The 17,871-nt window shown below is 33.1% G+C and carries 19 protein-coding genes, 2 tRNA genes, 1 pseudogene and 1 riboswitch; of the genes and pseudogenes, 3 read left to right on the top strand and 19 right to left on the bottom strand.

All coding sequences use genetic code 11. The features are described from left to right. Window positions 1–214: 214 nt before the first annotated feature. From AC4CVH_RS11180 to gdhA, 12 genes are all read right to left on the bottom strand, one after another. Window positions 215–290: transfer RNA gene (locus tag AC4CVH_RS11180), tRNA-Pro, on the bottom strand. Window positions 291–353: 63 nt separating this feature from the next. Then, the gene (locus AC4CVH_RS11175) at window positions 354–479 is read right to left on the bottom strand and encodes a hypothetical protein (protein ID WP_490787839.1); all 126 of its coding nucleotides are present in this window, start codon (window positions 477–479) and stop codon (window positions 354–356) included. A gap of 76 nt (window positions 480–555) precedes the next feature. Next, window positions 556–768, bottom strand: coding sequence for a zinc ribbon domain-containing protein (locus AC4CVH_RS11170; RefSeq protein ID WP_490787838.1), 213 nt, complete (start codon window positions 766–768; stop codon window positions 556–558). A gap of 58 nt (window positions 769–826) precedes the next feature. Then, a complete protein-coding gene (locus tag AC4CVH_RS11165; RefSeq protein ID WP_490787837.1) occupies window positions 827–2,884 on the bottom strand; it encodes a BglG family transcription antiterminator in 2,058 nt (685 codons plus the stop codon). Window positions 2,885–2,993: 109 nt separating this feature from the next. Beyond that, window positions 2,994–4,361: a PTS ascorbate transporter subunit IIC gene (gene ulaA / locus AC4CVH_RS11160; RefSeq protein ID WP_490787836.1), complete on the bottom strand. Its 1,368-nt coding sequence runs from the start codon at window positions 4,359–4,361 to the stop codon at window positions 2,994–2,996. A 23-nt stretch (window positions 4,362–4,384) separates the two neighbouring features. Next, the gene (locus tag AC4CVH_RS11155) at window positions 4,385–4,684 is read right to left on the bottom strand and encodes a PTS sugar transporter subunit IIB (protein WP_490787835.1); all 300 of its coding nucleotides are present in this window, start codon (window positions 4,682–4,684) and stop codon (window positions 4,385–4,387) included. Between the two features lie 18 nt (window positions 4,685–4,702). Beyond that, the gene (locus tag AC4CVH_RS11150) at window positions 4,703–5,146 is read right to left on the bottom strand and encodes a PTS sugar transporter subunit IIA (protein WP_490787834.1); all 444 of its coding nucleotides are present in this window, start codon (window positions 5,144–5,146) and stop codon (window positions 4,703–4,705) included. Between the two features lie 218 nt (window positions 5,147–5,364). Then, window positions 5,365–6,162 carry a class I SAM-dependent methyltransferase gene (locus AC4CVH_RS11145; protein WP_490787833.1) on the bottom strand — a complete coding sequence of 266 codons (798 nt, stop codon included), beginning with the start codon at window positions 6,160–6,162 and terminating at the stop codon, window positions 5,365–5,367. Between the two features lie 141 nt (window positions 6,163–6,303). Continuing rightward, on the bottom strand, window positions 6,304–7,695 hold the full coding sequence (locus tag AC4CVH_RS11140; RefSeq protein WP_490787832.1) for an amino acid permease: 1,392 nt from the start codon (window positions 7,693–7,695) through the stop codon (window positions 6,304–6,306). A gap of 112 nt (window positions 7,696–7,807) precedes the next feature. Continuing rightward, window positions 7,808–7,897, bottom strand: a riboswitch (glycine riboswitch). A gap of 296 nt (window positions 7,898–8,193) precedes the next feature. Beyond that, the gene (locus AC4CVH_RS11135) at window positions 8,194–9,006 is read right to left on the bottom strand and encodes an alpha/beta fold hydrolase (RefSeq protein WP_490787831.1); all 813 of its coding nucleotides are present in this window, start codon (window positions 9,004–9,006) and stop codon (window positions 8,194–8,196) included. 99 nt (window positions 9,007–9,105) lie between these two features. Next, entirely contained in the window at window positions 9,106–9,438 is a 333-nt protein-coding gene (locus AC4CVH_RS11130; RefSeq protein ID WP_490787830.1) for a YjdF family protein, read from the bottom strand. A 348-nt stretch (window positions 9,439–9,786) separates the two neighbouring features. Further along, a complete protein-coding gene (gdhA, locus tag AC4CVH_RS11125; protein WP_490787829.1) occupies window positions 9,787–11,133 on the bottom strand; it encodes an NADP-specific glutamate dehydrogenase in 1,347 nt (448 codons plus the stop codon). Between the two features lie 488 nt (window positions 11,134–11,621). Between gdhA and AC4CVH_RS11120 the strand changes: the two genes are divergently transcribed. Then, window positions 11,622–11,957, top strand: coding sequence for a cupin domain-containing protein (locus tag AC4CVH_RS11120; protein WP_490787828.1), 336 nt, complete (start codon window positions 11,622–11,624; stop codon window positions 11,955–11,957). A gap of 88 nt (window positions 11,958–12,045) precedes the next feature. Here AC4CVH_RS11120 and AC4CVH_RS11115 read toward each other — a convergent pair whose 3' ends face one another. The 4 genes and pseudogenes from AC4CVH_RS11115 to AC4CVH_RS11100 all read right to left on the bottom strand — a co-directional run bounded on the left by AC4CVH_RS11115 (window position 12,046) and on the right by AC4CVH_RS11100 (window position 15,071). Continuing rightward, window positions 12,046–13,713: a carbohydrate-binding protein gene (locus AC4CVH_RS11115; protein ID WP_490787827.1), complete on the bottom strand. Its 1,668-nt coding sequence runs from the start codon at window positions 13,711–13,713 to the stop codon at window positions 12,046–12,048. A gap of 244 nt (window positions 13,714–13,957) precedes the next feature. Then, complete coding sequence (locus tag AC4CVH_RS11110; RefSeq protein ID WP_490787826.1) at window positions 13,958–14,131, bottom strand: Spo0E family sporulation regulatory protein-aspartic acid phosphatase; 174 nt, start codon at window positions 14,129–14,131, stop codon at window positions 13,958–13,960. 162 nt (window positions 14,132–14,293) lie between these two features. Further along, window positions 14,294–14,940 (bottom strand): annotated as a pseudogene (locus AC4CVH_RS11105) (spore photoproduct lyase family protein); the annotation flags it as partial. Window positions 14,941–14,948: 8 nt separating this feature from the next. Next, window positions 14,949–15,071 (bottom strand): hypothetical protein, encoded by a 123-nt coding sequence (locus AC4CVH_RS11100; protein WP_490787825.1) that lies wholly within the window; start codon window positions 15,069–15,071, stop codon window positions 14,949–14,951. Between the two features lie 359 nt (window positions 15,072–15,430). Between AC4CVH_RS11100 and AC4CVH_RS11095 the strand changes: the two genes are divergently transcribed. Further along, window positions 15,431–15,802 (top strand): L,D-transpeptidase, encoded by a 372-nt coding sequence (locus AC4CVH_RS11095; protein WP_490787824.1) that lies wholly within the window; start codon window positions 15,431–15,433, stop codon window positions 15,800–15,802. A 115-nt stretch (window positions 15,803–15,917) separates the two neighbouring features. Here AC4CVH_RS11095 and AC4CVH_RS11090 read toward each other — a convergent pair whose 3' ends face one another. Both AC4CVH_RS11090 and AC4CVH_RS11085 read right to left on the bottom strand, forming a co-directional pair. Next, window positions 15,918–16,148, bottom strand: a complete 231-nt coding sequence (locus tag AC4CVH_RS11090; RefSeq protein WP_490787823.1) for a hypothetical protein — start codon at window positions 16,146–16,148, stop codon at window positions 15,918–15,920. 392 nt (window positions 16,149–16,540) lie between these two features. Continuing rightward, window positions 16,541–16,852: a hypothetical protein gene (locus AC4CVH_RS11085; protein WP_490787822.1), complete on the bottom strand. Its 312-nt coding sequence runs from the start codon at window positions 16,850–16,852 to the stop codon at window positions 16,541–16,543. Between the two features lie 157 nt (window positions 16,853–17,009). On the opposite strand from AC4CVH_RS11085, the gene AC4CVH_RS11080 reads away from it, so the two are divergent. After that, on the top strand, window positions 17,010–17,369 hold the full coding sequence (locus AC4CVH_RS11080; RefSeq protein WP_490787921.1) for a tyrosine-type recombinase/integrase: 360 nt from the start codon (window positions 17,010–17,012) through the stop codon (window positions 17,367–17,369). 88 nt (window positions 17,370–17,457) lie between these two features. On the opposite strand, the gene AC4CVH_RS11075 is transcribed toward AC4CVH_RS11080, so the two are convergent. After that, window positions 17,458–17,532, bottom strand: a tRNA-Glu gene (locus AC4CVH_RS11075). Between the last annotated feature and the right edge of the window lie 339 nt (window positions 17,533–17,871).

Below are 17,871 nucleotides of genomic sequence, written 5' to 3'. Positions count from 1 at the left end.
GTTATTTAATTTTCGAATATATTAAAAAGAGGCCATACCATTTTGGCATGACCTCTGAGTTTTTTATGTTGTATATGATTGAACCCTCGAATCCGCAGAAAAGAAGGTGTGCATCCATGAAAAACGAGAGTTTTGAATTTTTCATTCAAAACCCTCTCAATATCACATAAACACTGGTTTTTTCCGCCATGTATCTCATTTTGACCTAATCTTCTGGTTGGAGTGACAGGACTTGAACCTGCGACCTCAAGTTCCCGAAACTTGCGCACTACCACCTGTGCCACACCCCAAAATTAAACTTTAAATAAACAACAGAGTAAATTATATCACAATGTAAACCATATTTCCATAGTTTATTTCTTTTTCTTTTTCTTATCAGTTTTACCAATATTCAAAAGTACAATTATGAATATAATCGGTGTCGCAACAGATATAATTCCCATTATTATCTTAAGCCATCTGCCTACATTCTCATCCATATGAACCAACTTCCTTTTTTAATAATCATATAGATAATATTATCCATTGTATAGTTTTATATACTATCTCAAAGGTTTAATTTCCAATCAGAAAATCGAGAATATTCCATCCGCTATCAGTATTTCCCTTATATAATTCCGTATATCCGCATCTCTTACAACTTACAGTTGTGAACTTCTTGTTTTGTATATCAAATATTTTCGAAAAATTTCCACCTGTTGCTTGAAATTGATCCACTTCATACTCCCTGCATCCGCACTTGGCACATACATACTGAATCTTATCCATTTTAAATTCCTCCTTCCTATATTGGAATTATATCATATGAATTGACTAACTTCATATATCAGCTAAAAATACATCCTCTAAGCTCTTTTAATGTATTACATTTATATATTGAATCAAGCCATTCATAATTTTGAATTTTGCTCATAAGATTTGACAATGCCTTTAGATGACTTACCGAATCCACAGGTGCAAGGCCAACAATAAGTTTTACCTTTACACTCTTATCGTTCTTAATTTGTGGAATTTCTACACATTGTTTCAAAAGCATCAGACACATTCCAATAGAATTCACTCCATCACTTGGCTTTGCATGTGCAAGCATGATCCCTTTTCCAAGTACCATATAAGGACCGTGTTCCTTTGTAAGACTTATTATCTCTTCAACATATCTATCCTCTATTTTATTCTCTTCTAAAAGGGGTTTATATGCCATTTTCACAGCTTCATCAAACAGAATACTTTTTGTGCAAATTGAAATATGATTGCAGGACATCAAATCTGACAGGTCAAAATTATCTCTGGATTTGAAAGTTTCATCTTGTTTTTGGTTGGAGAAATAATTATCCAGTGACTTCTTAAGCCCTGAGACATCCTCAATTCTTGCATAATTGCTTATCACATCTATAATATTTTCTACATTTACAGAACTTTTCTTGCCAGTACTCAGCCCTGACTTGTAAATCGCTTTCGTTATATTTCCCCATTCCATTTGATCTGGAATTGCAGATACTTGAATTACAGGTATATGCTTTCTTTCCTGCAAATCTATAGTACTTATAACAAGTTTAATTCCGGACAGCGAGCTGCTTTCATATTTTAATACACTCATAGGTGAAGAAAACTTGACTTGTGGATACCTTACTTTTAATTGCTGTTCAAGAGCTATCGATGTTCCTATTCCACTTGAGCACACCACAAACACATCAATCTTCTCTTTTTTTAAAGTTTTCTCCTCAAGTCTTCTAAGTTCACTCCCAAAATAAAGTGCTATAAGAGCTATTTCATCATCACTTAAACTTCTTGATATAAATTCTTCAAAATACTTCACAGAATACCTTGTAAGAGTAAAAAGTCTGTTGTATTCATCTTCTATTTGCCTTAAATTCGGATGTTTATATAAAATGTTATACTTTACTCGATTATATGTTGAAAGCAAATGTGTCGTAAGAGAAATTTCAAGATTTTCAGGCGGAATTGAAACCCCCGATACTTGGTTGAATCTATCAACTGTAGCTCTTGTAATAGGAATAAGCTTCTTAATTGTAATGTCTTCCCTGTTTATTTTGGAAAACTGGCTTGAATTTATCATTTTAACTATATAACATGCTTCTGCATCACTCAAAATTCCGTTTGAAGATAGGAATTGCTTCGTGCATCTGAATCCTGCATACTTCCTGTTTTCATCTCCATCTAAATTACAAGTCATCAATTTTTCTTCGTTTTTTACTCTATTTAAATACCATAATATAAACGTGCTTGTAATCATAATTGCATCATCCGTCAAATAATTGCCAGTTGCTTTTTCAAAACTGTTCAGATAAGTATTTATTCCGGAAAGTTTTATAGGATCATTTGCCAGCTGACTGTAAACAAGAGAGCTGTGCATGCTTAACTGCCCATATACCCAATTTCTCTGTAATTCTTCAGGGCCTTCAATTTTTCTGCCGTCTTTTGATTTCACAAGTTTTAATCCATATCTTTTCAAACTTTCAGTTACATTTTTCATATCCTTTATTGCAGTATTTTTTGATATATTTAAAAGCTCGGCAATTTTAAGAAGAGAAACAACTTCATTATTAATAAGCTTCCATATGATCAAATTTTTCCTTTCAAGACGTCCAAGCACAAAATTGGAGGATCGATTTGAAACTAGTTTACTTTCTCTAAGTTTATCTACACTATCAGGTGTTAAATAATATCCTGCTCCTCCTATTCTCTGAACATGCTCAATTCCTTTTTTCTCAAGTTCAATATTTACTTTTTTTATTACATAAAATATACTTCTTCGTGAAAGCTTTAATCTGTTCTGCAGTTCTTCAATGGATAAATACCTGTTGGTACTTACAAACAAATTTAAAAGCTCATCACCATGCTTTATTTTACTAAAATGGATCATGAAACACCCTCCTCACGGACTATCAATCCTCAATAACTATAGAGACGGGGAAATTCTACCTCCTAGTTAAAGCCTCCGAATACAAGTAAATTCGGAGGCTTTAAAAATACTAATTTTCTGAAAGCTGATTTTTATTCTTTGAATTCAATACTGAACTTATGATTACAACCAAAACTGTAAATCCAATAATGGCAAACATAAGTGCAGATTTTCCATATTGCCCAATGTTCCCAAGCAACATTCCAGGAATTAAATAATCCGTATCTGCAAATGTTGATGATGCAAGCTTGAGGTTTCCAAGAACAGGCAATACAAGAAGTGGCAACCAGCTTATCATAAGTCCATTCACTGCTGAGCCAAGAACAGCACCTCTTCGTCCACCGGTTGAATTTCCATATATACTAGCTGCCGCACCACAAAAGAAATGCCCAACAACCCCCGGGATAATAACCGTAGTTTTAAGTGCAATCATTATAAACATACTTATGGTACCTACTATAAAACTTACGAAAAATCCTATCAAAACTGCATTTGGAGCATATGGAAATACTATTGGAACATCAAGTGCCGGCTTCGAGTCCGGAACAAGTTTCTGTGCAATTCCTTGAAATGCAGGAACTATTTCTCCAAGTATCATACGTACACCCTGTAATACTACCACAAATCCAGCTGCAAATGTTCCCGCTTGAATAATAGAATATACTATAAAATTATTTCCAGAGCTAAGTTTGCTCTCCACAAATCCGGGACCAGCCAATATTGCAAGTGCAACATATACAACTGACATCAAAATGGTAATAGATACTGTAGAATCCCTCAAAAATCCAAGACTTTTTGGAATATTCAAATCCTCTGTCGTATACTTTTTATTTCCAAAAAGCTTTCCAATAAGTCCTGATGCTGCATATCCTATATTTCCTGTATGTCCCATAGCTACAGCATCACTTCCAGTTATTTTTTTCATAAAAGGCTGACACAGCGCAGGGGTAATCGTAAGCAGCGTTCCCTCAAACAATCCGCCAAGCAAAATAGTTTCAATACCTGTACCCATATTTGCACTTACAAGTATTACTGCAGCTAGACACGAAACGTAAAGCATTGCCTGTCCAGTCAAAAAGATATACTTGAATCTCGTAAATCTTGCCAATATAACATTAACAATCATTCCAACAAGCATAATAAGCGCGGTTGTCGTTCCATACTTGACAAGTGCAATTGCAACCACCGCCTCATTGCTTGGCACAACTCCCTGAACATGTAGTGCGAATTTAAACATTGAAGCAAAGGGTGCAAGAGAATTGCTTAAAATTCCTGATCCTCCTATCAAGACTAGAAAACCCGCAAATGTCTTGATTGTACCTTGAATTATCTCAGTTGGCTTTTTCTTTTTGAGCAGAAGTCCTATCATTGCAATTAGAGCAACCAGCATAGCAGGCTGCGTTGCAACTGATACAAATAAGTTTAATAAAGATTTCATATTAATCCCTCCTTTTGAATTTGTTATGAATGACTTATACCTTCATTGTCAAGAATAAGATTTACGCGTTCTTTTATCTCTTCCCTGTCAATCAGACTTTTTAGAGTTATTAACTTGTTTTCTGGAATTGAACCAAACGCCTCTGCAAGAGTTGATTCTACGAAAAAATAATCTGCTGAATTTGCAGAAACACTTCCTACATCACTGTGCTCGAGTTCTATCACATCCGTATCCACTCCCTCGTCTTTAAGCACCTGCTGAATATTCATCTGAACCATAAAGCTGCTTCCAAGTCCACTCTGACATACTGCAATAATTTTCATACTTATTTCCCCTTTGAATTAATTTGATTTTATAATATTTTCAAGTTTAGACACATCATCTGCTAAAAGCATTTCTTTAACTACATTTTCATTTCCTAAAAGCTTTGCAAGCTCCTGTATAACCCTCAAATGGCTGCTGTTGTCCACAGCAGATAGAACAAACCACAGCTTAATTTTATGATCTTTATTTACAAGATCCACTGCAGGATCAGTCTTTAAAAGAGCAAGTCCAATTTTGTTGACTCCATTCTCTGGTCTTGCATGTACCATTGCTATTTGATCTCCTATATTCATGTAAGGACCATTTTTATTTACAGAATCAATCATTGCATCTACATATTCCTTTTCTATGCTTTTGTTTTTCAAAAGTGGCAGTGACACTTTTAAAATAGCTTCTTTCCACGTCATGCAGGCTTGATTGTCGACTTGAATCGTTCCTTGATTCAGCAAATCACTAAGCATACATACTTTCACCTCACTTTGTTTTATGTAGTAACTTGACTTCTACAACTTAATCTAAAGTACATTCTTATTTTAAAATTTCAAAAAAGCGTTTACAAGTGCAGCCCTTTCACTTTTGACAGTGCAAAACTATATATTCCCAGGCAGATAAAAATAAGACAAGCAATTGAAGAACTTCCCCAAGACACTTGTCTTTTAATCATATCCCAGATTAAAATTTATATAAACTTTAAATGTACAAGCCTATCATTAAAATTATTGTGAATAAACGGTATTACCGCAATTTTTCCAAGCCATCTCCATCTCTTTTTATGATAATCGAAGAAATTTTTTTCATACATGAATTGAATGTTCGGGCTATACTCTTCTATGTCTTTTCCACTCTTTATCCCCCACAAAAAACTTGCTCCAACTTTGTTTACAGTATCATGGTGCTTACTGCCTTTTACTGCCATAGCCGGCATAACTTCAATTATCATTTCCCCATTTTTGAATTTTTGGGCGAGTTTGCTCATAAGTTCCCTGATTTCAGTCTCCTTAAAATACATAAGTACTCCCTCAGCCAAAATCAAAACAGGTCTGTCACTTTGTTCTATAATATCAAGCCATGAATAATCAAATACAGACCTAACAATCATTCTGTACCTTTCTGTTTCCTTTAAAAAGTTTTTCTTTATTCTTATAGGCTCTGGCAAGTCCAGATCATACCATATTATTTTTTCATTATCCACCCTAAAAAATCTTGTATCAAGCCCACAGCCTATATTTATAACTACCCCATGTGGATTTCTTTCTATAAAGTCACGTGTTTCATCATCGAACAACTGTGTACGTACAGCAACCCCTGTCTGTGACATCCAAGAATTATCAAACTTTGAAAAATCATAATCTATTTTACTTATCATATTCACAGCCATATCATCTTTGACTATGCAATCCTCTCTTGATGACTCCACCGCTCTTGCCCATAGAGGAATAAGCAGCGTCTCCGGAACCCCAGTTAATTTTTGTATCATTATGCGCCTCCTTTTCTGAAATTGATTATCATTTGATACAATATTACCATCTTGAAATTTGAAAGTCAATAAAACTCAAATAAGGCCTGCGCTCCCTTATAAGGGCATCTGCAGGCCTTCAATAACTCATCTTCACAAAATTTAATTTAAATTATTTTTAAGTTTTTCCCCGTCAGAATCAGCTTTTCTCCTGGATTTAAGTACTTTATAAATTATACAAAGCATTATAAACCATACAGGCGTCACAAATAAAGCAACACGTGTTTCACTATTAAGTGCCAGTGTAACTATTACAAAGGCAAAAAATATTAATATAACATAGTTTATAACTGGATAAAGTGGCATCTTGAACTTGTTTTTCTTCGCAAGTTCAGGTCTTGTCTTTCTGTACTTCATATGGCATATTACTATAATGGCCCAAATAAATATATAGCAGAATGTAGATATACTTGTAATAAGTACAAACACCCCTTGTGGCATGATATAGTTTAAAACAACTGCAATCAATATAACCGATGCAGAGAACATGGCCGCATTAACAGGTATACGGTTGCTAGTCAATTTCTTCATGGATTTAGGAGCATTTCCTTCCTTTGAAAGAGAATAAATCATTCGGCTTGTACTAAAAATTCCACTATTACAGGCAGATGCTGCTGAAGTCAATACTACAAAATTTACAATGCTTGCAGCTGCTGCAACTCCAATTGCAGAAAATACCTGAACAAACGGACTCTTTGCAGGATCAATTGAATTCCATGGATATATGGACATAATTACAGCAAGTGCCCCGACATAAAATATAATAATTCTTATCGGAATATTATTTATAGCCCTAGGAATTACCTCTTTAGGATTTTCAGTTTCACCAGCTGTAAGACCTACAAGTTCAATACCGGTAAATGCAAATACAACCATTTGAAATGACAAAACAAATCCATCAAGTCCATTCGGCATCCACCCACCATGCCTCCATAGATTGGTAAATGTAGCCGCCCCAGCACTTGTAGAAAATCCTTTTATGATCATGAATATTCCGCCTACAATTAGAGCTAATATTGCAATAATTTTGATAAGTGCAAACCAAAATTCCATCTCACCAAAAATCTTTACAGCAGTAAGGTTCATAATCAAAAGAACTATAAGAACTATAAGACTTGGTATCCACCTTGCAACACCGGGAAACCAATATTGTATGTAAAGTCCTGATGCAGTAACATCTGCCATTGCAAGCGAAAGCCAGCAAAACCAGTAGGTCCAACCACTTATAAAAGCAGCTCCCTCGCCCAAATAGTCATAAACGAATTCCAGGAAAGAATGATATTTTAAATTTGACAACAACAATTCTCCAAGAGCCCGCATTACAAAAAATAAAATTATGCCTGTTATTGAATACGCAAATAAAATAGATGGTCCAGCTAGATGTATCGATCTACCAGAACCTAGGAACAATCCTGTTCCAATTGCTCCTCCGATGGCCAGCAGCTGAACATGCCGATTTTTCAGCCCTCTCGCCAAGTCTTGATTTTCTTCCATATGTATTCCGCCTTCCTTTTTTTATACAAATATTTTACCGATGGACATACAAATGGGAATAGATAAGATCTAAATGAAGTAATTTAAGATAGATTACTCTTATAAGATATGTTATCCTTCTCCTGTCCTTTTACCTGAGAGTTTCACCTTTACGGCTTGCTCCTTCGGTGCTCTTTTTCAGAGTCTCTCCAAGGGTTCATCCAACAACGGTCATTCCAATTAAATAAGAACCTGAAAGATTTACTTCTTCGGTGAATGATGTTTACTCATAACTCTCCCGCTGTTTTCATATGAATGATTTAATTATACCATTATATATTAATATATAATCAATAAAGTTGCAATATTTTTTTACTATTTCATTTTTATCGTCAAGTAACTACCATATAGTCAATTTAAATATGAATTTTTTGACACCAAAATTAAATTAGGCTCCAGACGAACTAACTGCCTGAAACCAATTCATTAAAATATTTATTTAACTCATAAATCTGTATTTTAGCTCTCAACAAATTTCATCAATTCTTTATTAAATCTATCCTTTTCATCATAAAACAAGCCATGTCCGCTGTACTGAAAAGGTATAAGCTTTGAATTCAGGATGCTCCGGTTCTGTATTTTTCCAAGTTCAAATGGAACGACCATGTCATGTATTCCCTGCATAATAAGCGTTGGTACCTTTATAGAGTTTAAACTCTGAAACAGCACTTCATTTATCCATGTATCTGCAACTGCAGCAGTAGCCCATCCTGCCGCTTTAATCCCCAAACTAAAGAACCAATCAGAAAATGCTTCCGTTATGTGCTGGTAAAAAAATATATTTCCAAAATTCTGAAGCATTTGCGGGCGATCATCATAAGTCTGCTGAATAATCTCCACTATTGTATTTTTATCAACTCCATATGGAAAATCCGGCCTTTTAATAAGACTTGGAGCTGCAGCTGCAAAAAGCGCAAGTTTTGATACGCCATACCCCTTGTGTCTTCCCATATACTTTACTGCAATAGCTCCTCCCGTTGAATGCCCTGCCAATGTAATTTCTTTCAATCCCAATGTATTAATTACGCTTCTAACATCATCTGCAAGCCTTGCATAGTCATATCCTGTAAAAGGTCTATCCGATTGTCCAAAGCCTCTCTGGTCAACGCCAATACATCTATATCCATATTTGGGAAGAACGTTGAACTGATATTCAAATAAATTATGATCTCCAGGCCATCCATGTAAAAACAGTATAGTTTTATCTCCTCCTGGATTTATATCCTCTACGTATACATCTACTCCCTTTTCAACTTGAATATAATATCCCACAAAAACCCCCTGATATTTAATATTTATCTCTACATATTATTCAATCGGGTATTTTATTGTGAATTAAGGCTGTTCCCAATTTAAGAACAGCCTTTAAACCTAATGACCTCTGTGTTTCTCCTTTTTCTCATACTGCAATTTCAATGAAAGCTGGGCCTTGGTTCCTATAACAGTATTTTTGCATTCTTTTTTAATTTTTCTCTGAAGTCTTTTGGGATTTATTTTTTTACTTTGAATAACATTTCCTATTGAAATCGAACTGAATTTCAAATTTTCAAAGTTTTTTAAAATGAACCCATATACTTCATAATCTTTAGGTTCTGCTCCAAATACAACTTTTGAAGTTTGGTATACATCATCATACGTTCTCTCAAATATGCCCTTCCAAAATACTCCATCAAAAAATACAGTAAATTTGATACTTGTGTTCATTTGTTACTTCCTCCTGTTTTGTACTTCATCAGAGAATGGACATCCCCAGGAGGGAAGGCTACTTATATTCAAAAATTAAATATGTCCGGACTACCAACTGGAACTGTGTTTTTATCTATATAATCTCTTTTGTGAAATTTATGAGGAATAAAAAACTATATTGCCAACCACATTACCAAAGGCAAATGTTTTTATATTTGTAGAATTACTGGATATGTATTCCATTATGCTATGAAAAGGAATGATATTTATTGCCCTATGCTCCAAATGCGAAGTTTGTGATACCTCCATGCATTAATTTCACAAGACGATAAAAGTGGTACATATCGCCTTGTGTAAATATTAGACTTATACAAGCCCCTGTGCTCTCATTGCATCTGCCACCTTGATAAATCCCGTTATATTTGCTCCACTTAAGTAGTCATTGCCAAGCCCATAGACATGTGCTGTTTCAGCTGATTCTTTAAATATATTCTGCATGATTTTCTTTAATCTATCATTTACCTCTTCAGCTGACCAGCTTAATCTTAAGCTGTTTTGACTCATTTCCAATGCTGAAACTGCAACACCTCCGGCATTTGCAGCCTTTGCAGGTCCATACAATATATTGTTTTGTCTATAAACTTGAATTGCCTCTGGAGTGCTTGGCATGTTTGCTCCTTCTGCAACTAATTTAACACCATTTTCAGTAATCTTAAGAGCTTCTTTTTCCCCAATTTCATTTTGAGTTGCACACGGCAGAGCTATATCATATTTTAAATCCAGATTCCAAACGGATCCTTCATAATATTTTGCGCCTTTAACCCGATTAACATACTCTTTTATTCTACCTCTTTCAACTTCTTTAATTTGCTTTACTACTGAGAGATCAATGCCATTTGTATCAACTATGTATCCATTTGAATCCGACATGGCCAATACAGTTCCTCCTAATTCATGAACCTTTTGAACAGCATAAATAGCTACATTTCCCGATCCTGAAATTACAACTTTTTTGTTTTTAAAAGAATCATTCAACGTATTTAACATTTCCTCCGTATAATATACTAAACCAAATCCTGTAGCTTCCGGACGAATCAAAGAACCACCATAACTTATGCCTTTGCCGGTCAATACGCCTGACTGGTATCCCTTTAAACGTTTATATTGTCCGTACATGTAGCCTATTTCTCGTCCTCCAACTCCAATGTCTCCTGCTGGTACATCCAGATCAGGTCCAATATACTTTGACAATTCTGTCATAAAACTTTGACAAAATCTCATAATTTCATTATCTGATTTGCCTTTTGGATTGAAATCACTTCCCCCTTTGCCTCCACCAATTGGAAGCCCGGTTAAACTATTTTTAAATATCTGTTCAAATCCTAAGAATTTTATAATACTGAGATTTACCGTTGGATGGAATCTAAGTCCTCCTTTATATGGACCTATAGCAGAATTGAATTGTACTCTAAAGCCTCTATTTACCTGATAGTTACCTTTATCGTCAATCCACGGTACTCTGAATTGGATTGCACGTTCAGGTTCTGTAATACGTTCCAATATACTCTCTTGAATATATTCAGGATGCTTATCTAAAACTGGTTCCATAGTATTTAGAAAGTTTTGGACAGCTTCCTTAAACTCCGGTTGATAAGGATCCCTATTATTAATTTTTTCTAAAACACTTTTAATATATGCCCTGGTTTCTTCCATATCTCTACATCCCTTCATAAACTTTTTTATGCCCAACTCAATTTATATGTTATATTAAAATAAACGTAATTACAATAATTTAATCTTTTTTATATGTAATTACTGTCGTAATATAGTATTTATTTTTTGAAGGTAAATTTTATTTTAAATCATTGCTTATTAAATTAGGATTTCCAAAACTGTCAATGGATAATTGAATAGCTCTCTTATCATCATAACCCTTCTCCAAGTATTCATTTTACAATGATAAAAGATGGGACAATATAATTTCTTTTCTGAGCTCTATGCTGTCATTTTCATTTATGCCTCGTTTATCAATAATATCTTTTGTAAACTCTTCAAAAAATCACCACCAATAATTATATTAAAATCAATTAGTACTGATATTATAACATTTTATATCAATAAATTCGGTAACATATGCTACATATCTTTACTGGTAAAAGGGTTATATTATAATTAAGAAATCTAAGAAAAGAGGTAATGATATGACTAACTTATTTAAAAATATAAACTTCTCCAAAACGCTAAACTTAAACAACCTAATATCCTATCAAGAAGGTCAAGTAATAAGCCGAACCATAGCTCAAATGCCATCTGTAAATATTACTTTGTTCTCACTGGATAAAGGTGAAGGCATAAGTACTCATGTCACTTCCGGCGATGCCATGGTTCAGATATTAGACGGTACCGCTAAAATTACAATAGGGGACGATATATTTAATGTTAAAGCTGGCGAAACAATAATCATGCCTTCCGATATTCCTCATAGTCTTGAAGCATGTGAAAAATTCAAAATGCTTTTAACAGTTATAAAACACTAAGGAATACCTATTGTATAAAAGGAGAGGCTTTTAACCTCTCCTTTTTGTTACTTGTCCATGTTGTTTTTAGTTGTTAAAATTTTATTTTCTAATTTATATCTACATAATCTAATTCAGCATATCCTTTATCACCTTTTGATAATCTAATAATATTATCACCAGCGTTAAGATTAACTTTGACATTTACGTTAGAAAATTTTCCCCATCCACCAGTTACAGGATAATTAACTGTAGAAGCAGTTCCTCCGTTTACTGATAATTTATGAGTTGAATTTGATCCAGTTCCATTTGCATATCTAATTGTCATAGTATACGTTTTTTTCGTTGGTACATTTACGTAGAAATCAACATAGCTATCACTATAATCTATCTGTCCCACATACTTACTCATTGATGCATTTGAGCCTGAATTGTATTTAGCATGATATACTGCTGCATCTTCAGCCTCATATCTGTTGGTTGCCTGTCCATATGGAGTGATATATATACGATATCCGTCTTTAGCGTTCATTCCAGTAACTGGTACTGTTATATTACCGTTTGTAATTGTATAATCCCCTTCAGATTTTTTAATCGTAGAGTTTACAGTTGTACTAGCACTTTTATATGGAGTATAATCCACACGTACATGCACCTTAGTTCCAAAGTATGATGGGAAATTTTTTACCACTACATTTGTTGATGCTGATGAATCGGTAGTCCCCCCCATAAGTATACTTGCATATTTCTTTGCTGAATCAACGCACGCAAATGCATCGACAGCTCTTGCGTTGCCTGAGTTTGCCCCAGTTGTATTTACCATATTTCCTGACATGTCTCCATACCACTTGTAGAACCACCATCCACCATTTCTTGTGGTATCTGTAGCCAAGATACTACCCATTGTTCCAGGGCTATGCCAGAAGCTTTGCTCAGCGTTATCAAATTTATATCTTTCAAATTTCGAAATAAGAGGTGCTACAGATCCCGGTACTCCTTCATCATCATTATCCCAGCTCTGGCTATACTCATTCATTACCATCGGTCTCGGACTTATTCCAAGTGACTTTTCAATTGCCCTATAATCAGCTATAGTTCCTGGAAGATTCGGTGTAAAAAGATCATGCCAGCATATAATATCCGGCAAAGTATTATGATTCTTTTGATAAGTCATAAAATCAAGCATCTGAGCATGATCATAGCCTGCAAATGAAGGACCTATCGCTTTTGCTGTAGGATCTAATTGCTTCAATTTAGCTTGTGATTTGCTATAGAAATCATTAAAGCTCATTCCTGTTTTAGCTACATCAAAAGTATCGTCACCTTCATTAAAAATTTCATATCCATATATATTTGTCAAACCTGCGGATTTTACAGCATTAACAGTCATGGTCATTTTATTGAACCAATCAGTCATGTTTGTAAAGTTATAAAATCCCGTAAACCAGTCTGCCAAACGGATCTGAATTTTAGTTCCAATAGGCGTGTTATTAAACCTTTGTGCAACAGGTATAGCCGCTCCAACTCGCTGCTGATAACCAGAGCCAGCAACTGCTGGATTTATCAAACAATTTGGTTTAGTTGGCAGTATCAAACTCATATCTGGTTTGTTTTCAAGAACCCCATACAATGAACCTGATGCGCAATGAGTAACTGGCCTTATTACACTTGACAAATCAACAGTAACAGAAGATGCTGCAAAAACTGGTGTTGCCATATACATACTTAGTATAAGTGGAACACAAACAAGAAGTGCTAGTATCTTTTTTCTTTTCATAAATTTACCTTCCTTTATTATTTAAGACTTTTTCTATAACTTAAGATTACTAAATGTTAATATATTTCTATATTTCATTATTATTAACAAATTGTAAAATTATGATATAAATTTTATCAAATATTTTCAATATATTCAAGATGTATTGAAATATTTACTAGGAAAAAACCTTCAGTAAATGCTTCGGTGTTGTTTCCAGAATAAAATTTTTATAAAAGGAGAGGCTTTTAACCTCTCCCTTTTGTTACCTATCCGTCTTGTTTTTAATTATTCTGCCGTACTTGTTTAATACTGAATCCAACATTTGACTTGTCTCAACTATTTCCGGAATCAATAAGTCATTATTTTCCTTAATCAAGTCATTCAAATGTTTCCTTAATTCTCGCATTTCCAGCAGAATATCTTTTATATCAGTCATACTCATACCTCCTTCCCTACGTAAGTATAGAGTCAGAAGCATGGATATTGCATATTATTAATTTTTGTTATCTTTTCATGTATTAAAAAAGAGCTTCAGATTTATCTGAAACTCTCTAAGTACTTTAGCCTCCGCCAGTTATGACAACCTAATACCTTTCACTCATATTATGTATTTTATACTTGACTTGTCAAAGTATTTTTCAATATTTGCTCTAAAAAATTCTTTCATGTAGTTTAATTCATAATCTCTATATACATACTTGCCATATCCAAACTGACCATATTTAAATTTTCTTATCTCTTCTTCCATAGTCAGCATTGTTTTAGGATACACTGTTAAAATGTTTTCTTTTGCCTTTTTGGTAAACCTATGTGATATTATTTCAAAAGAAATCGCTGAATTAGAAAATTTTTTCCCTATCTCATCTATAATATCTTTATATCCAGCTTCCCAATTAGGATACAAGAATATTTGTGCAATTATAAAGCCAACATTATATCCGGCAGCCTATCGTCAATATACTTATCTGCCATGCTTAATATCTCATTTATATTTACATAAACTTTTGTATAAGGTTTTTTACCCATTTGGGTGTTAAGATAACAATATTCACACATTCCCATACAAGCACTTACCAAAGGCAATTGATAATGTGCAGACGGCTTACATGATTGAAACTCATAAGACTTTCTAATTCCAACTACCAGCGTACTTTTACCTTCAAAATACATTTTGGAAGCTGTATTCCCCGGTATATTAGTTATTCTTCCACTTTTAGAAAACAGTGTATCTACATCTTTATGTTGAAAATATATTACTTATCTTCATCGTCTTTTTGTTTAACTTCATAATCATCACTGTCTTTTTTATCTTTATCAAGTAAATAACTAAAATCAGTTAATTCTTTTCTCCTACCTTTACCATTTTTTCGTCCCAAACAAATCATCCTTTCCAATAACTTACTTCTCAATATAAAAATAAGATATCTAAATTAATAGATATCTAAAAATTCAATGGAAGTTGTATTTATATTTTATATGCCCTACAACTGCAGACATAATTACTAAATTCATAGCTTCACCTTTACTGTACAAAAAACTTCATACGATTTCTTAGTAACTGGCTTATATTACTTCTTTAGTCTATCACTATGCGCTATCACTGTCAATTTTTTCATGTGCAATCTGCTTTCTAAATGCATATTCACATTAGCATAAACTGTTTTATTAAACTTTCACAAACCAACATAACTGTAAATATTATGTTTATATAACTATACATTAGGAGACATGATCAATGTTTTATTATATATATCCTCAATTTTATAGGTCTGTATATCATATAAATATAAATACTAACGCTCATATTCTATCTTTGTTTAAAGACAATCATATTTATAAAACTTATAAAGTTGCAGTTGGGAAAAAATCCACGCCTACACCTAAGGGTACTTTCAAAATAATCAACCGTGCTATAAATCCAGGCGGTCCATTTGGTGCAAGATGGTTAGGCTTAAATGCTCCCTATGGAGATTATGGAATTCATGGCACAAATGATCCTTCTTCCATCGGGAAAAGTATTTCTAATGGATGCATAAGGATGTTTAATAATCAAGTCATCGAATTAAGCAATCTCGTTCCTATAGGTACCGTAGTAACAATAGTATAATCTTTAAGGGAATCTAATGTAAAACTCAAATAACAAATATTGCGAGAATATCCAGTTAAAAACTAGATGTTCTCGCAATATAATGATATGAATGTGACGCCAGCTGTATATTAATCTAATCATACTTTTTACTTAATTCATTCAACTTTCCAATAGAATTCCTATCTTTTTCTAGTATCTGTCCCGCAATATTTCTTGATTTATCATCTAAATTTCCTCTTAAAACTTTTTCAGCCATATTAACTCCTTTAGTCTCACCCGCTATAGTTCTTTTAATAATTTGAGATATATTTGTCTCTGATTGTAAGTACATATTGAGTTTAAACTCTGCCATTTTACCTTTCATTCCAAGATTTTCATCTGCTTCTCTAAATCCAGACTATTCATCATTTATTTTCCTCCTCAGTAATGATTTTATTATATATAATATCATTTCACTAGATTTTAAATTAATACCACATTCGAAAATAGACATCCTAAATTACGGATGCCTATTCCCAGTATTACAAATTTACATTTTTAAAGGAGGCCAGCTGTTACACTGACTTATGGCAGTTGCACTTAAGTTTACAGTGTCCTGCAACTACAGGCACCAGTTCGGTAATTACCATTACTTTTTTCATGTATGTAAAAATATTATTTTCATTTTCTCTAAGGAACTATTTCCTTAGGACACTTATAAGTATATATGGTATTTGTGACAACTTAGTGTAATATTAATTAACTATTTATTAAAAATTATATGATTGTATGAATAAAATATTTTCTATTTACAATATGTACTCTTGATACAAAAGCATGAATCATCATGGCCCCATAGTCTTTTTCTGTAATTTTACCTTCGTTAAGCAAATTTCTATCTTCTTTTATTAGTTCATCAAAAGTACTATTATACAGATCAAATTTTCCAGTGCCATTATCAATAATAGCTTTATTTATATAATTGTTACTACTCCCTAAACCATAACTATTATTTGGTAAATTATTTTTCATATTATTATATTCATATATAATATATTTTCGGTAACTTAAGCTGTTTATACCTATCAAATTAAAAATCCTTCTTACAAAATAATTATACTTTTTTATCGAATATTATTTGTAACAATTTATATTTAATTGAATATTTTTGTATTAATTACTTTTTAAGTAGTAGATATAAAATAAAAAAACTATCTCTAGCTTCTAATTTACCTTACATCTAAAAATAATAAAAAGTGCAATTAAGATTAAAAAGTCGGAAAAATTAAAAGCTGGTGATAGTCACACCAAGGATTATTTAGATTATATATTTTTAAGTCAGCAGGGAAATTTAATTAATGCAGGAAATCTAGATAAAACATGGACAAAATTCTTAAGAGAATTAAATATACCTCATAAAAAATTTCATGCTTTAAGGAATACATATGCTACTAAACAATTTGAGAACAATATACCTTTAAAAACTGTATCAATGCTTTTGGGACACAGCAGCATTGAAATAACTGCCAATATTTATACTCATGTTTTAAAGAAAGAAAAAGAAAAATCAGTAGATTTGCTAAGCAATATAGAAACTATGGTGTAAAAATGGTGTAAAATCTTCAAAAATAGCTATTGAAACTAAAAAAATAAGAACACCTTAACCATTTAAGTTAAGCCATTCTTTTCTTTGTTGGTAGTCCCTAGGAGGATCGAACTCCTGATTTCACCGTGAGAGGGTGACGTCTTAACCACTTGACCAAGGGACCTCATATCAAAACCGACATGTATTATTATATATCGATTTTATTCTCACGTCAATACCTTTTTTAAAATCTTTTTATTCTATATGAACGAAAGATGATAATGTCTTAGTATACCAAAGTTGATTATGTCCCAAAAAGCAAATTTATAATATAATAAACCTCATGACAAAGAAATGAGGTGGACATGATTAGAAAGGTATATTTAAAAATGAATGAAGAATTAAAATATAAAGTTATTAAGAAGTTAATAGATAGTAATGGTAACAAGCAGAGAGCTGCAATTGAGTTAGGCTGCACTGTTAGACATATAAACAGAATGATTAAGGGATATAAGGAAAAAGG

The organism is Clostridium pabulibutyricum (assembly GCF_058242705.1).
This window is presented reverse-complemented; position numbering and strand designations above follow the sequence as displayed.

What these genes read in the sequence shown, in the direction of transcription:
- AC4CVH_RS11150 (WP_490787834.1), bottom strand. Translation starts at nt 5,146, where the DNA reads ATGCTTAGTGATTTGCTGAATCAAGGAACGATTCAAGTCGACAATCAA.
- AC4CVH_RS11095 (WP_490787824.1), top strand. Translation starts at nt 15,431, where the DNA reads ATGTTTTATTATATATATCCTCAATTTTATAGGTCTGTATATCATATA.
- AC4CVH_RS11165 (WP_490787837.1), bottom strand. Translation starts at nt 2,884, where the DNA reads ATGATCCATTTTAGTAAAATAAAGCATGGTGATGAGCTTTTAAATTTG.
- ulaA (WP_490787836.1), bottom strand. Translation starts at nt 4,361, where the DNA reads ATGAAATCTTTATTAAACTTATTTGTATCAGTTGCAACGCAGCCTGCT.
- AC4CVH_RS11170 (WP_490787838.1), bottom strand. Translation starts at nt 768, where the DNA reads ATGGATAAGATTCAGTATGTATGTGCCAAGTGCGGATGCAGGGAGTAT.
- AC4CVH_RS11090 (WP_490787823.1), bottom strand. Translation starts at nt 16,148, where the DNA reads ATGAAAGGTAAAATGGCAGAGTTTAAACTCAATATGTACTTACAATCA.
- AC4CVH_RS11140 (WP_490787832.1), bottom strand. Translation starts at nt 7,695, where the DNA reads ATGGAAGAAAATCAAGACTTGGCGAGAGGGCTGAAAAATCGGCATGTT.
- AC4CVH_RS11120 (WP_490787828.1), top strand. Translation starts at nt 11,622, where the DNA reads ATGACTAACTTATTTAAAAATATAAACTTCTCCAAAACGCTAAACTTA.
- AC4CVH_RS11115 (WP_490787827.1), bottom strand. Translation starts at nt 13,713, where the DNA reads ATGAAAAGAAAAAAGATACTAGCACTTCTTGTTTGTGTTCCACTTATA.
- AC4CVH_RS11110 (WP_490787826.1), bottom strand. Translation starts at nt 14,131, where the DNA reads ATGACTGATATAAAAGATATTCTGCTGGAAATGCGAGAATTAAGGAAA.
- gdhA (WP_490787829.1), bottom strand. Translation starts at nt 11,133, where the DNA reads ATGGAAGAAACCAGGGCATATATTAAAAGTGTTTTAGAAAAAATTAAT.
- AC4CVH_RS11145 (WP_490787833.1), bottom strand. Translation starts at nt 6,162, where the DNA reads ATGATACAAAAATTAACTGGGGTTCCGGAGACGCTGCTTATTCCTCTA.
- AC4CVH_RS11155 (WP_490787835.1), bottom strand. Translation starts at nt 4,684, where the DNA reads ATGAAAATTATTGCAGTATGTCAGAGTGGACTTGGAAGCAGCTTTATG.
- AC4CVH_RS11130 (WP_490787830.1), bottom strand. Translation starts at nt 9,438, where the DNA reads ATGAACACAAGTATCAAATTTACTGTATTTTTTGATGGAGTATTTTGG.
- AC4CVH_RS11175 (WP_490787839.1), bottom strand. Translation starts at nt 479, where the DNA reads ATGGATGAGAATGTAGGCAGATGGCTTAAGATAATAATGGGAATTATA.